Origin of the sequence: Bradyrhizobium sp. URHA0013 (assembly GCF_000518345.1) — a bacterium.
GTDB lineage: Bacteria > Pseudomonadota > Alphaproteobacteria > Rhizobiales > Xanthobacteraceae > Bradyrhizobium.
In genome coordinates this window covers 75,687-88,785 of the sequence record NZ_JADK01000011.1, presented here as the reverse complement: position 1 = coordinate 88,785, position 13,099 = coordinate 75,687, and the positions used below count along the sequence as shown (strand labels likewise).

Annotated in this window: 13 protein-coding genes; 5 read left to right on the top strand and 8 right to left on the bottom strand. The window is 65.0% G+C overall.

All coding sequences use genetic code 11. From position 1 onward, the window contains the following. Positions 1–6: 6 nt before the first annotated feature. Positions 7–2,274 (bottom strand): phosphoenolpyruvate--protein phosphotransferase, encoded by a 2,268-nt coding sequence (ptsP, locus tag N551_RS0117465; protein ID WP_027568010.1) that lies wholly within the window; start codon positions 2,272–2,274, stop codon positions 7–9. A 268-nt stretch (positions 2,275–2,542) separates the two neighbouring features. Next, a complete protein-coding gene (locus N551_RS0117460; RefSeq protein ID WP_027568009.1) occupies positions 2,543–3,799 on the bottom strand; it encodes an aspartate kinase in 1,257 nt (418 codons plus the stop codon). A gap of 151 nt (positions 3,800–3,950) precedes the next feature. Here N551_RS0117460 and N551_RS0117455 point away from each other — a divergent pair, with 151 nt between their 5' ends. The 3 genes from N551_RS0117455 (at position 3,951) to N551_RS0117445 (ending at position 6,381) form a co-directional block, all read left to right on the top strand. Continuing rightward, on the top strand, positions 3,951–4,418 hold the full coding sequence (locus N551_RS0117455) for a PH domain-containing protein (protein WP_027568008.1): 468 nt from the start codon (positions 3,951–3,953) through the stop codon (positions 4,416–4,418). Positions 4,419–4,432: 14 nt separating this feature from the next. Beyond that, positions 4,433–5,206 (top strand): bifunctional 2-polyprenyl-6-hydroxyphenol methylase/3-demethylubiquinol 3-O-methyltransferase UbiG, encoded by a 774-nt coding sequence (gene ubiG / locus N551_RS0117450; protein ID WP_027568007.1) that lies wholly within the window; start codon positions 4,433–4,435, stop codon positions 5,204–5,206. A gap of 275 nt (positions 5,207–5,481) precedes the next feature. Beyond that, complete coding sequence (locus N551_RS0117445; RefSeq protein ID WP_027568006.1) at positions 5,482–6,381, top strand: EamA family transporter; 900 nt, start codon at positions 5,482–5,484, stop codon at positions 6,379–6,381. On the opposite strand, the gene N551_RS0117440 is transcribed toward N551_RS0117445, so the two are convergent. From N551_RS0117440 to N551_RS0117425, 4 genes are read right to left on the bottom strand one after another with little or no spacing between them, the layout of a single operon-like run. Further along, positions 6,378–6,869, bottom strand: a complete 492-nt coding sequence (locus N551_RS0117440; RefSeq protein WP_027568005.1) for a DUF1178 family protein — start codon at positions 6,867–6,869, stop codon at positions 6,378–6,380. The genes N551_RS0117445 and N551_RS0117440 overlap by 4 nt on opposite strands. Next, entirely contained in the window at positions 6,866–7,744 is an 879-nt protein-coding gene (locus tag N551_RS0117435; protein WP_027568004.1) for a carbon-nitrogen hydrolase family protein, read from the bottom strand. Before N551_RS0117435 ends, N551_RS0117440 begins: the two co-directional genes overlap by 4 nt. Next, positions 7,741–8,016 carry a glutaredoxin 3 gene (grxC, locus tag N551_RS0117430; protein ID WP_027568003.1) on the bottom strand — a complete coding sequence of 92 codons (276 nt, stop codon included), beginning with the start codon at positions 8,014–8,016 and terminating at the stop codon, positions 7,741–7,743. Before grxC ends, N551_RS0117435 begins: the two co-directional genes overlap by 4 nt. Positions 8,017–8,063: 47 nt before the next feature. Next, entirely contained in the window at positions 8,064–8,861 is a 798-nt protein-coding gene (locus N551_RS0117425) for a ComF family protein (protein ID WP_027568002.1), read from the bottom strand. Positions 8,862–8,925: 64 nt separating this feature from the next. On the opposite strand from N551_RS0117425, the gene N551_RS0117420 reads away from it, so the two are divergent. Beyond that, on the top strand, positions 8,926–9,774 hold the full coding sequence (locus N551_RS0117420; RefSeq protein ID WP_027568001.1) for a methyltransferase domain-containing protein: 849 nt from the start codon (positions 8,926–8,928) through the stop codon (positions 9,772–9,774). Positions 9,775–9,888: 114 nt separating this feature from the next. Here N551_RS0117420 and mutT read toward each other — a convergent pair whose 3' ends face one another. After that, positions 9,889–10,299 (bottom strand): 8-oxo-dGTP diphosphatase MutT, encoded by a 411-nt coding sequence (gene mutT, locus N551_RS0117415; RefSeq protein WP_027568000.1) that lies wholly within the window; start codon positions 10,297–10,299, stop codon positions 9,889–9,891. Positions 10,300–10,438: 139 nt separating this feature from the next. Between mutT and N551_RS0117410 the strand changes: the two genes are divergently transcribed. Then, entirely contained in the window at positions 10,439–11,794 is a 1,356-nt protein-coding gene (locus tag N551_RS0117410) for a TadE/TadG family type IV pilus assembly protein (protein ID WP_027567999.1), read from the top strand. A 14-nt stretch (positions 11,795–11,808) separates the two neighbouring features. Here N551_RS0117410 and argJ read toward each other — a convergent pair whose 3' ends face one another. Then, positions 11,809–13,050, bottom strand: coding sequence for a bifunctional glutamate N-acetyltransferase/amino-acid acetyltransferase ArgJ (gene argJ, locus N551_RS0117405; protein ID WP_027567998.1), 1,242 nt, complete (start codon positions 13,048–13,050; stop codon positions 11,809–11,811). Positions 13,051–13,099 lie beyond the last annotated feature (49 nt).

The window sequence follows — 13,099 nt, the reverse complement described above, 5'->3', positions numbered from 1 at the left end:
GGCCCGCTACAACGCCAGGCCTTCGGCCTCGGCAAATTCCGTCAGCTTCTGCCGGATCGAGACGCTGCCGGCGGGCGCGTCCAGCAACGGGCCGAGCATCGCTTCGGCCTTCTTGGCGTCGAGATCGATCACCATCGCCTTGACCGGGCCGAGCGCGGTGGCCGAGAGCGACAGCGAGCGATAGCCCATCGCGATCAGCGCCAGCGCGCCGATCGGCTTCGACGCCATCTCGCCGCAGAGCGACAGCGATTTCTTCGCGGCTTGCGTCTTGCGTGCGATGTCGCGAAGCGCGCGCAGGATCGGCGCCGACATGGTGTCGAAGCGCTCGGAGACTTTTGCGTTGCCGCGGTCGACCGCGAACAGGAACTGGAACAGATCGTTGGAGCCGACTGAGATGAAGTCGACCTTCTTGAGGAGTTCGTCGAGCTGATAGAGCAGCGCCGGCACCTCGACCATGGTGCCGATGTCGATTCTTTCCGGCAGCGTGTGGCCGTGCTGGCGCAGATAGGTCAGCTCGCGCTCGACCAGCGCCTTCGCCGAATCGAATTCGGCGACCTCCGAGATCATCGGGAACATGATGCGCAGCGCGCGGCCACCTCCGGCGCGCAGCAGTGCGCGGATCTGGCCGCGCAACAGGCCGGGACGGTCGAGCCCGAGCCGGATCGCGCGCCATCCGAGCGCGGGATTCTCCTCGATCACTGCTTCCATATAAGGCAGCGCCTTGTCGCCGCCGATGTCGAGGGTGCGGAAGGTGACGGGCTTCGTGCCGGCGGCATCCAGCACGGTACGATAGAGCGCGAGCTGGTCGCTGGTGCGCGGCAGGCTCTGGCCGACCATGAATTGCAGCTCGGTGCGGAACAGGCCGATGCCGGCGCTGCCGGTGTCTTCAATATGCGGCAGGTCGATCGCGAGACCCGCATTGATCATCAGCTCGACCTTCTGGCCGTCTTTGGTGACGCAGGGCAGGTCGCGCAGCGCCAGATACTGCGCCTGGCGGCGGGCGCGGAAGCGCACGCGCTCTGCGAAGGCCGCTTCGACCTCCTGCGACGGGCGCACATAGATCATGCCGGAGGTGCCGTCGACGATGACGGCGTCGCCGGGATCGGCGATGCCAGGCGCGTTCGGCACTTCGCCGACCGCGGGAATGCCGAGCGCGCGCGCCACGATCGAGACGTGGGAATTGGCGGTGCCTTCCTCCAATATGATGCCGCGCAGGCGCTTGCGGTCATAGTCGAGCAGCGCCGCCGGGCCCATCGCGCGCGCGATGACGATGGCATTGTCGGGCAATTGTTCGCGTGACGGCGCGTGATCCTGGCCGACCAGCTGGCGCATCAGGCGATAGCCGAGATCCTCGAGATCATGCAGCCGGTCGCGCAAATAGGGATCGGTCGAGCGCAGCATGCGCGCGCGGGTATCGGATTGCACACGCTCGACGGCGGCCTCCGCCGTGAGGCCGGTGGCGACCGCCTCGTGCAGCTTGTGCGACCAGCCCTGGTCGTTGGCGAACATGCGGTAGGCTTCCAGCACCTCGCGATGCTCGCCGCCTTCCGCGACGTCGCCGCGCTCCAGCATGCGGTCGAGATCGGCGCGCAACTTGGCGAGCGCGGTGTCGAGTCGCTTGATTTCCTTCGGCAGGTCCTCGGCGATGTAGTCCTTGATGACGACGCGCGGCTCGTGCAGCACGACATGGCCGAGCGCGATGCCTTCCGACAGGATGGCGCCGACCTTTTGCGCCGAATGGCGCGCGGCGGGCTCATGGCCCGGCTGGGCCAGCGCGGACAGCTCTCCGGAGGCGATCAGCTCCGCCAGCACCATCGCGGTGGTCTGAAGCGCCTCGAGCTCCTCCTCGACATAGTTGCGCTTGGCGCGGTTCTGCACCACCAGCACGCCGAGGGTGTTGCCGGCCCGCAGGATCGGGACGCCGAGGAAGGAGTGGTAGATCTCTTCGCCGGTCTCCGGGCGGAACGAGAAGGCCGGATGGCTCTGCGCATCGCTCAGGTTGAGAGGCGTTGCCTCGCTGGCGACCAGGCCGACAAGACCCTCATGGGCGCTGAGCACGGTGTGGTGCACCGCCTCGCGATTGAGGCCTTCGGTGGCATAGAGCTCGAGCGTGTTGTCGACGCGCAGCACATAGACCGAGCACACCTCGGCCACCATGTTGGCGGCGATCAGCACCACGATCTTGTCCAGCCGCTCCTGGGCCGAGACCTGCTCCGCCATGGTTTCGCGGAGCCGTCTCAACAAGACGCGGGGACCTCCCGACGCGCTCCGCATGGACCGTCAATCTCCTCCGTCTGCCGGGGCCGAAAGGGCCCGCGGCGGCTCGCCCAGAAATCCAGAAAAACAACAAATTTGCTCGTCCGGCGCCAGCCCCGGCGGTTGCCTGGGCCGAATCAGCACCGCCTCAACTGGGGCACAGTTTCCGGCAGCCCACCCTGTTCGCCGTATAGCGAATTGGGGTTTGTTTTGCCAAGCAAAACGCCTGCCAAACGCGAAAGTGTGGACACTTCGTGTTTGCTGCGACCGCTAAGAGAAAATTAGCCTAAGCCTGATCGAGGCCGTAGAGCGTGTGCAGGGTGCGCACCGCAAGCTCGGTATAGGCTGTGTCGATCAGGACCGAGAATTTGATCTCGGAGGTTGTAATGGCCCGGATGTTGATATTCCGTCCTGCGAGGGCCGAGAACGCTTGGGCGGCAACGCCGGCATGGCTGCGCATGCCGCTGCCGATCACCGAGATCTTGGCGACGTCGGTCGCGGTGTCGAGCCGGGCATAATTGATCTGGCCCTTGGCCGCGGTGATCGTCTCCTTGGCCCTGGTGTAGTCGGCGGCCGGAACCGTGAAGGTGAGGTCGGTGGTCTTGCCGTCCTCGGAGACGTTCTGCACGATCATGTCGACGTTGATGTTGGCCTCCGCGAGCGGGCCGAAGATCGACGCCGCCACGCCGGGCTTGTCCTCGATCTGGCGTACCGAGATCTGGGCCTCGTCCTTCGAAAAGGCGATGCCGGTGACGACGTGGCTTTCCATGATCTCCTCCTCGCTGCAGATCAGCGTGCCGGGCGGCTGGTTGGCATGCGGATCGATATCCTCGGGCTTGTCGAAGCTCGAGCGGACGAAAATCGGCATGTTGTGGACCATACCGAGTTCCACGGAGCGGACCTGGAGCACCTTGGCGCCCTGGGAGGCCAGCTCCAGCATGTCTTCGAACGCGATCTTGTCGAGCCTCTTGGCCTTCGGCACGATTCGCGGATCGGTGGTGTAGACACCGTCGACGTCGGTGTAGATGTCGCAGCGGTCCGCCTTGACGGCGGCGGCGATTGCCACGGCCGAGGTGTCGGAGCCGCCGCGGCCGAGCGTGGTGATGCGGTTGGTCTCCGGGTAGATGCCCTGGAAGCCGGCAATTACGGCGACTTCCTTGCGCTCCCTGAAGCGCTTGATGATCTCGCTGCCGTCGATGCCCTCGATCCGGGCCGAAGCATGGGCGTCGCTGGTCGTGATCGGGATTTGCCAGCCCTGCCAGGAACGGGCCTGGATACCCATGCCCTGAAGCACGATGGCAAGCAGGCCGGAGGTCACCTGTTCGCCCGAGGCGACCACGGCGTCGTATTCGCGCGCGTCGTGCATCGGCGAGGCCTCGGTGCACCAGGCCACCAGCTCGTTGGTTTTACCGGACATCGCCGAGACGACCACGGCCACTTCATGTCCGGCGTCGACCTCACGCTTCACATGGCGTGCGACGTTGCGGATACGTTCGATGTTGGCGACGGATGTGCCGCCGAATTTCATCACGAGGCGGCTCATGACGACGCGTGCATTCCTTCATAAGGATCAGTATGGTGGCCCGCACTGGACGGGCCTCGCGGACACCGACCGCGCGTATACATAGCGGCGGGGCCGGGGGCAAGCGGGTTCCTGCGGGGCAGGGTGCGGGGTAGTGGGTTAACCGAGAATCATGGCGCGCTATATCGACGAGATCCTGCAGCCTGGCGAGAAGGTGCTGTATTCGACCAATGCGCACTGGATCTTCTATTTTCCGGCGATCCTGGCCTGGATCGTGGCGCTGGTCCTGTTCGTCCTGTCCCGGCAAACCATCGTCGAGGGGCTTGTCCTGCTCTGTCTCGTCGCGGCCGGCGTGGTGGCTCTGGCGGCGCTGTACTGGACCGTGAAGGGCTGGTTCCATCGCTTTACCACCGAGACCGACGTGACCAATTTGCGGGTCGTGCACAAGACCGGCTTCATCAAGCGCCGCACTTTCGAGATGGCGCTGGACAAGGTCGAGAGCGTCGATGTGAATCAGACCATTCTTGGACGTATTCTCAACTATGGCGACGTGACCATCAACGGCGTGGGGGAAGGTCGCGAAACCATCCGGACCATCGCCTCGCCGCTCGCCTTCCGCAGTTCGATCACCACGCGGTAGGACCGCGCGTAACCATGAGCATGCAGCAAGATACTTCCGCAACCGCAACCACCCCGCCGGGCTCGACCGTCGACGCCGCCGAGATCGCGAAATTCTCAAAACTTTCGGCCGAGTGGTGGGACCCCAACGGCAAGATGGCGCCGCTGCACCGGATCAACCCGCTGCGGCTCGGCTACATCCGCGACGCCGCCTGCCGCAAGTTCGAGCGCAACGTGCGCAGCCTCAACTGCCTCGGCGGTCTGCGCGTGCTCGATATCGGCTGCGGCGCCGGCCTGCTCTGCGAGCCGCTGTCGCGCTTGGGTGCGCAGGTCATCGGCGTCGATCCGTCGGTCAGCAACATCGCGGCCGCGAAGCTGCATGCCGACAAGGCGCATCTTGCGATCGACTATCGCTGCACCACGGTTGAGGAGATCGACCCGCGCGAGCGCTTCGACATCGTGCTGGCGATGGAGGTGGTCGAGCACGTCGTCGACGTCGGCGTTTTCCTGAAGCGCTGCGCGGCGATGCTGAAGCCGAACGGCCTGATGGTGGTCTCGACGCTGAACAGGAACTGGAAGAGTTTTGCGCTCGCCATCGTCGGCGCCGAATACGTCCTGCGCTGGCTGCCGCGCGGCACCCACGAGTGGAACAAGTTCGTCACCCCCGACGAGCTGACGAAATACCTGCTCGACAACCGCCTGGTCATTACCGAGCAGACCGGCGTCGTCTACAGCCCCTTCGCCGACAGATGGACCCTCTCGTCAGACATGGACGTGAACTACATGGTGGTGGCGGAAGGCATGGTGTGAGGCCGCGCCGCTCGTGGCGGCCTAGCTGTCTCCGCAAATATAGGTGTCGTCCCAGCGGAGGCCGGGACCCATACCCTCAGGAAGAAGTTGCGGCGCGAAGCAGGCAACCACGAATCTTCGCCAAATCACTCCCTGTGGTTATGGGTCCCGGCCTTCGCCGGGACGACACTGAGTTTGTGGCGATAGCATCGCTCCCATGACGTTCGTGTGGTTGACCCATTGAACAGCTAGCGGCAGGTTGGCCGCGATCTCTGGCCCCCCGCACCCCATCCCCCATGTTCACCATCGCCAGCCTCTGGATTCCCTTTACCGTCATTGCCGCGCTCGGCCAGGTCGCGCGCAATGCGATGCAGCGATCGCTGACGAAGCCGCTGGGGACCTGGGGCGCAACCAATATCCGCTTCCTGTTCGGCTTTCCGTTCTCGCTGCTGTTTCTCACGGTGGTGCTGGTCGCGACCGGCGATCATCTCGGCATGCCGTCCGGCGTGTTCTGGCCGTGGCTCCTGCTCGGCGCCCTCAGCCAGATCGTCGCGACCGGCCTGATGCTGCTCGCCATGAACGACCGTTCCTTCGTGGTGACGACGGCCTATTTGAAAACCGAGGCGATCCAGACCGCCATCTTCGGCTTCGTCTTTCTCGGCGATCATCTGACATGGCTCAAGGTGCTTGCGATCGTGATCGCGACCATCGGCGTCGTCATCACCGCGCTGCGTCCCGGTGGCGAGAAGAGCTTTGCCGAATTGAAGCCGACCATCACCGGCCTCGTCGCGGCGGCAGCGTTCGCGTTGTCAGCGGTCGGTTTCCGCGGCGCCATCATCAACGTGCCTGATGTCTCGTTCGTGACGGCGGCATCGTTCACCCTGGTGCTCGGCCTGTTCGTGCAGACGCTGATCCTGACGATCTACCTGCTCTGGCGCGCGCCAAAAGTGCTTCAGGGCATCCTCTCGATGTGGCGACCCTCGATGCTGGCCGGCTTCACCGGCGCCTTCGCCTCGCAGTTCTGGTTCCTCGCCTTTGCGCTGACGGCCGCCGCCAATGTCCGCACGCTCGCCTTGATCGAGGTACTGTTTGCGCAAGGCGTGGCCTATTACTCGTTCAAGCAGCCGATCGCGCCGCGCGAGATCATTGGCATCGCGCTGATCGTGCTCGGCGTGGCGGTGCTGGTGGGAGCCTAATTCCGATCTTCCGGCAGCGTCGGCAGCGGCGACACCTCGATGCCTTCGTCGATCAGCGACTTGGCCTCGTCGGGTGAGGCCTCGCCGTAGATCGGACGGTGCTCCTTGTCGCCGTAATGCATCGCGCGGGCTTCGGTGGCGAATCGCTCACCGACATTGTCGGCGTTCTTCACGATGTGATCGCGCAGCTCTTTGAGCTTGGCACGCAGCTCGCGCTCCTGCGCCATCAACAGCGAGGTCGGTGCGGATTGCGCAGCCTCGGGCGCGGGCGCGGGCGTCGTGGCGGTGGGCTCAGCCGGCGGCGTGGCGCGTCCGCGGCCCTTCTTGCCGACGACGCGCGGCGCCATGATCGCCTTTTCGACCTTGGCCGAGCCGCAGATCGGGCAGGTCACGAGCTTGCGCTTCACCTGAGAATCGTACGCGGCCGAGCTCTGGAACCAACTCTCGAAGTCGTGGCTCCGGTCGCAGCGGAGCGCGTAGCGGATCATGCCGATCCCCGCACCAGGTGCAGATGGTCCGGCCCCGCCTTGGGGTCGGCAACGCCGAAGCGGCGGCCGTGCTGGAGCGAGGGGATCGCGCGGCGCGCGGTCTCGACCTTGGCCGGGTCGATTTTTGCCATGATGATGCCGGCCTCGACGTCGCCCTCGGCGAGGATCTCGCCCCAGGGATCGATGATCAGCGAATGGCCATAGGTCTCGCGCTTGTTCTCATGCAGGCCTGCCTGCGCCGCGGCGAAGATGAAGCACCCGGTCTCGATCGCGCGCGCACGCAACAGCACGTGCCAATGCGCCTCGCCGGTCTTGCGGGTGAAGGCCGAGGGCACCGTGATGAAGTACGCGCCGCTTTCGGCCAGCGCGCGGTAGAGCGCGGGGAAGCGCACGTCATAACAGATCGTCAGGCCGACCCGGCCCCAGGGCAGGTCGGAGATAACGGCCGTCTCGCCCGGCTGGTAATTGGCGGATTCGCGATAGCTCTCGCCGTCCGGCAGCTCGATGTCGAACATGTGGATCTTGTCGTAGCTCGCGAGCACGTTGCCCTCGGGCCCGATCAGGAAGGAGCGGTTGACCGCTTTTTCGTCCGAAAAGCGCAGCGCCAGCGAGCCGACATGGATGTGGATCTTCAGTTCGGCCGCGAGCGCCCGGTAGGCCCTCAGCGAGTTATCGTCGTCTTGGCTCTGAAGGTGCTCGAACAGTGCCTTGCGGTTGAGCTGCATCATGTTGCTGACTTCGGGCGTCTGCACGTAGTCGGCGCCATTGGCCGCAGCCTGGCGGATCAGCCGGGTGGCCTGCGCGAGGCTCGGCTCGGGCATCAGGCCGGTGCGCATCTGCACCATCGCCGCCGTGAAGGTCCTGGTGTCGCTCATGACTCCGCCTTGACGCTTTCGAGCATGGCGTCGAGCTTGCCTTCGCGATCGAGCGAGTAGAGCTCGTCGCAGCCTCCGACATGGGTTCCGCCGATCCAGATCTGCGGGAAGGTCGAGCCCTCGCCGGCCCGATCGTACATCTCCTGGCGCCAGGACGGGTTCTTGGCGATATCGAACTCCGTGAAGGTCGCTTTCTTGCGGGTCAGCAGCGACCTGGCGGCGGAACAATAGCCGCAGCCCGGCCTCGTGTAGATCTCGACAGCAGCGGTCATCTTGTCTGGCGCTCTCATGTCATGAATTCATTGAATTATATGGGACTTCACCGGCTCTCGACAACCCGGGCAAACACCAGCACGTCCACTTGCGCCGCCTTGGCCCGGAGCAGGGCCCGCGCACAGGCACCCAGTGTCGCACCGGACGTCAGGACGTCGTCGATGAGAACAATGCGCCGACCCTGAACCTCCGCCTGACGGTCGGGGGATACCTGGAATGCGCCCTGCACATTGGTGGCGCGCTGGGCTCGCGACAGGCCGATCTGCTGCTCGGTCGCGCGTACCCGGCGCAGCACCTCAGCCTTCGCTTTCACCCCGCTTTGCCGCTCGATGATCCGCGCCAGCGCCCCGGATTGGTTGTAACGGCGGCGCCAGGCCCTTCGCCAATGCAGGGGAACGGGCACCAACATGTCGGCCTCGGCGAGCAACTCGCCGCCCGCGCGCGCCATCCAGCGGCCCATGGCAGGCGCCAGATCCGTGCGGTCCTGGTATTTCAGCGCATGCACCAGGGTGCGCGCGACGTCGTCATAACGCACCGCAGCGCGCGCACGCTGGTAGGCGGGCGGGCTCGCGATCGCCTCCATCGACAGCATGTCGGGGCCGGGATCGTACACAAAAGGAATGCCGAGCCGCGGGCAGTAGGGCCGTTCGATGAACGACAGCCGCGCCCAGCACGCCGCGCACACGCCCTCGCCGTCAACCGGGTCGCGGCAGGACACGCATAGCGTCGGCAGCGCGATGTCGAGCGCAAGCCGTGCCGCACGTGACAGCACGTGCCGGCCAGCCGTCCATGCGGCACGCAAGGGGGCGGCGATGGAACGAGAAGGGGCGGCGTCGGATGCCATGGCCGAAAGCTAGCGCCCCACGCACCGGATTGCCAGAACCGTCGCGATCGGCGTAACCAGCCGCATGGCTCAAGATCCGCAAACCCCGCCCGCTTTGTTCGATCGTGCTTTGCTGCATGCGCGACAGCGCCGCGCGCAGGCGCAAGGTGCCGTGAGCTTCCTGCTGGATCGGGTCGCCGAGGACATGTCCGACCGGCTGGCCGCGGTGATGCGGGAGTTTCATACAGCGGTCGATCTCTGGACGCCCGGCGAGGGTCTGGCGGTGCTGCGCGCGCGACTGCCCTCGATCGAGCGCATTAATCTCGATGCGTCGGGTGCGGAGAAGCTGCCCTTTGCGCCCGAAAGCCTCGACCTCGTGCTCTCGGCGCTGGCGCTGCAATTCGTCAACGATCTGCCGGGGGTATTTGCGCAAATCCGTCGCGCGCTGAGGCCGGACGGGCTGCTGCTGGCGGCGATGATCGGCGGCGACAGCCTGACCGAGCTGCGCCAGGCTTTTGCCGCCGCCGAGGCCGAATGCGAGGGCGGCGTGTCGCCGCGCGTCGCACCGTTTGCCGATCTGCGCGACGTTGGCGCGCTGTTGCAGCGGGCAGGGTTTGCGCTGCCGGTCACCGATGTCGACCGCGTCGTGGTGCGCTACGCCAACGCGTTCGCGCTGATGCAGGATATCAGGCGCATGGGCGCCGCCAATGTACTGATCGAGCGGCGGCGCACGCCCAGCCGGCGGTCGACGCTGCTGCGGATGGCGGAAATTTACGCGGAACGCTTTGCCGATGCCGACGGCCGCATCCGTGCGACATTCGATATCATCTGGCTCTCCGGCTGGGCCCCGCATGCGAGCCAGCAGCAGCCGCTCAAGCCCGGCTCAGCGAAGGCGAGCCTGGCGGAGGCGGTGAAGAAGGCGGGGAAAGAGTAATCCTCATGGTGAGGAGGCGCGTCAGCGCCGTCTCGAACCATGCAGGCCCGGCTCTCATCCGCAGCCATCCTTCGAGACGACCGCTGCGCGGTCTCCTCAGGATGAGGTCTGAGCTCACATCAGCAGATCAATCAAATGCGGGATCAGCGGAATGTCCGCGGGCGGCATGGGATAGTCGCGCAGCTTGTTGGCGCGGACCCAGGCGAGGGTCTGGCCTTCGCGTGGCATGACCTGTCCCTCCCAGCGCCGGCAGATGTAGAGCGGCATCAGGAGGTGAAAGGTCTCGTAGCCGTAGCTTGCGAATGTCAGCGGCGCCAGGCAGGGCTCCGCGACGGTGATGCCCAGCTCCTCGTGGAGTTCGCGGATCAGGCTCTGTTCCGGCCGCTCGCCGGGCTCACACTTGCCGCCGGGAAATTCCCAGAGGCCGGCCAGCGTCTTGCCCTCGGGGCGCTGCGCGATCAGGACGCGGTTGTCGGCGTCGACCAGCGCGCAGGCCACCACCAGCGTCAGTTTGAGATCAGCCATGCCTGGAATGTCGCTCGCTGAAGGTCATTCGCAACAGTTCGTTAACCCTGTTAAGGCCCGTATTTCCGAGGTCTCCATAAGTCATATTTAATCCACGGTTCCTAGAGTGGAAACGCCGAAATCAATCCGGGCCAGATCCATGCGCGCTGAGTGTCGTACCATCTTCCGCCGGTTCCTCCGCGACCGGCGCGGCAATGTGGCGGTGATCTTCGCAATCTGCTGCGTGCCTCTGATCACGTTCGTCGGCAGTGCGATCGACTACTCCCGCGCGACGCAGGTCCGGGCGAAACTTCAGGGCGCGGCCGACGCGGCCAGCGTCGGTGCCATCGCCAAAGCCTCGCCGGGGTTTGCCGCCGCGGGCTCGATGACCACGGACGGCTCGATCGCGGTCGGCGTCACCGACGCCCAGAAAATCTTCGATGCCAATCGCGCCAACTTGACCGGCTATACGCTCAACAGCGTCACCCAGACCGTCGTCAAGACCGGCTCGACCATCAACTCGACCGTCTCGTTCACCGCCTCCATCAACACCATGTTTCTCGGCTTGATGGGCAAGACCACGCTGACCATGAGCGGCACGTCGGCGTCGACGGTCAATATGCCGCTCTATGTCGACTTCTATCTCCTGCTGGACAATTCTCCGTCGATGGGTGTCGCAGCGACACCGACCGACATCACGAATTTGCAGGCGAAGACGGGTGGATGTGCATTTGCCTGTCACGACACCACCAAGGCGGCCGGCACAAGCAACTACGACATCGCCAAAGCAAATGGCATCACGACCCGAATTGACGTGGTGCGCCAGGCGAGCGCGAACTTGATGGACACGGCCCAGAGCACGCAGACCTACGCGAACCAGTTCAGAATGGCGATCTACGATTTCGGCGCTTCCTCGGCGACGATCGGATTGAGAAATCTGTTCGCGCTCTCGTCGAGCCTGACCTCCGCCAAGACGGCGGCGGGAAACATCGACCTGATGGCGGTTGCCGGTCAGAATGACGTGTACACTATCGACAAGGATACTCCCCTCACCACTATTTTTCCCGCAATCAATAGCGCAATCGCCTCGCCTGGCGCAGGTACGTCCGCGTCACCGCTGAAATATCTGTTTTTTGTATCCGATGGGGTCGCTGACGAAGCCAACTCGGGCACGACGATGTGTAGTGTCTCGTCTTCTTCGTATCCTCTCGCGTCATCGAACCGCTGTCAGTCGCCGATCAATCCGGCGCTCTGCACGACCATCAAGAACCGGGGCATCAAGATCGCGGTGCTGTACACGACATACCAACCGCCTACTGACGGCTGGTACAACACATGGATATCGCCCTTTAATTCCGGGCCGTGGGGGCCGTCTCCGAACAGCAAGATCGCGCAGAACATGGAGAGCTGCGCTTCGCCGGGATTCTATTTCGAGGTTAGCCCCACCCAGGGCATTTCGGCCGCGATGAACGCGCTGTTCAAGAAGGCGGTTGCCGACGCGCGGATTGCGGGGTGAGGCAGCCGTAGACTCTACGACCTGTAATCCCCGTTGATCGCGACATACTCCTTGGTGAGGTCGCAGGTCAGCACGCGGTCACGGCCCTTGCCGAGGCCGAGCGAGACCTTGATCGCGATCTCCGGCGCCTTCATCGCTTCCGACACCTGCGCCTCGTCATAGGACGGATCGCGTGCGCCGTTCTTGGCGACGCGGATGCCGTTGAAGGAGATCGAGAGCTTGTCGCGGTCGGCCGGCTCGCCGGCCTTGCCGACCGCCATCACCACGCGGCCCCAATTGGCGTCCTCGCCGGCGATAGCGGTCTTCACCAGCGGCGAGTTCGCGATCGACATAGCGATCTTGCGCGCCGAGGCCTTGGTCTTGGCTCCCTCGACGGTGATCTCGACCAGCTTGCGCGCGCCTTCGCCGTCGCGGGCCACCTGCTCGGAAAGATTGGCGAGCACCTCGTTGAAGGCCTTGACGAAGGCTTTCAGGCGCGGGTCGCTGGCCCGGCTGATCTTCGGCGCGCCGTGTTCTGCAGCAGCACCGGTGGCAAAGGCCAGCAGCGTGTCCGAGGTCGAGGTGTCGCCGTCGATCGTGACCGCATTGAACGTGTCTTCGACGCCACTCTTGAGCAGCGCCTGCAGCGCGGCAGGCGCGATCGGTGCGTCGGTGAAGATGAAGGACAGCATCGTCGCCATATCGGGCGCGATCATGCCGGCGCCCTTGGCCATGCCGTTGATCGTGACCTTGGCCTTGCCGAGCTTCACGGTCGCTGTCGCGACCTTCGGGAAGGTGTCGGTGGTCATGATCGCCTTGGCGGCGGCGAGATAATCGCCGGCCTCGGCGGTTTCCGCGAGCCGACCAAGCACGCCGTCGAACTTGGTCGCGTCCAGCGGCTCGCCGATCACGCCGGTCGAGGCCAGGAAGATTTCTCCCTCGGTGCAGCCGACGGCCTTGGCCGCGATCCTGGCGGTCAGTGCGGTGGAGCTGCGACCGGTCTTGCCGGTAAAGGCATTGGCGTTGCCGGAATTGACCACCAGCGCGCGCGCCTTGCCGCCCTTGAGCTTGGCGCGGCACCATTCCACCGGCGCGGAGGGGCATTTCGACTTGGTGAAGACGCCTGCGACCGCGGTGCCCTTGTCCATCACCGCCAGCAGCACGTCGGTGCGGTTCTTGTAGCGAATGCCGGCCTCGGCCGTCGCGAGACGGACCCCCGCGATCACGGGCATGTTCGGAACGTTCTTCGGGGCCAGGGGAGAGACGGAGGAGGACATCGCGGGCGCCTTGATGGGATCTGGATATGCAGATGCCCGGCGCGGGGGC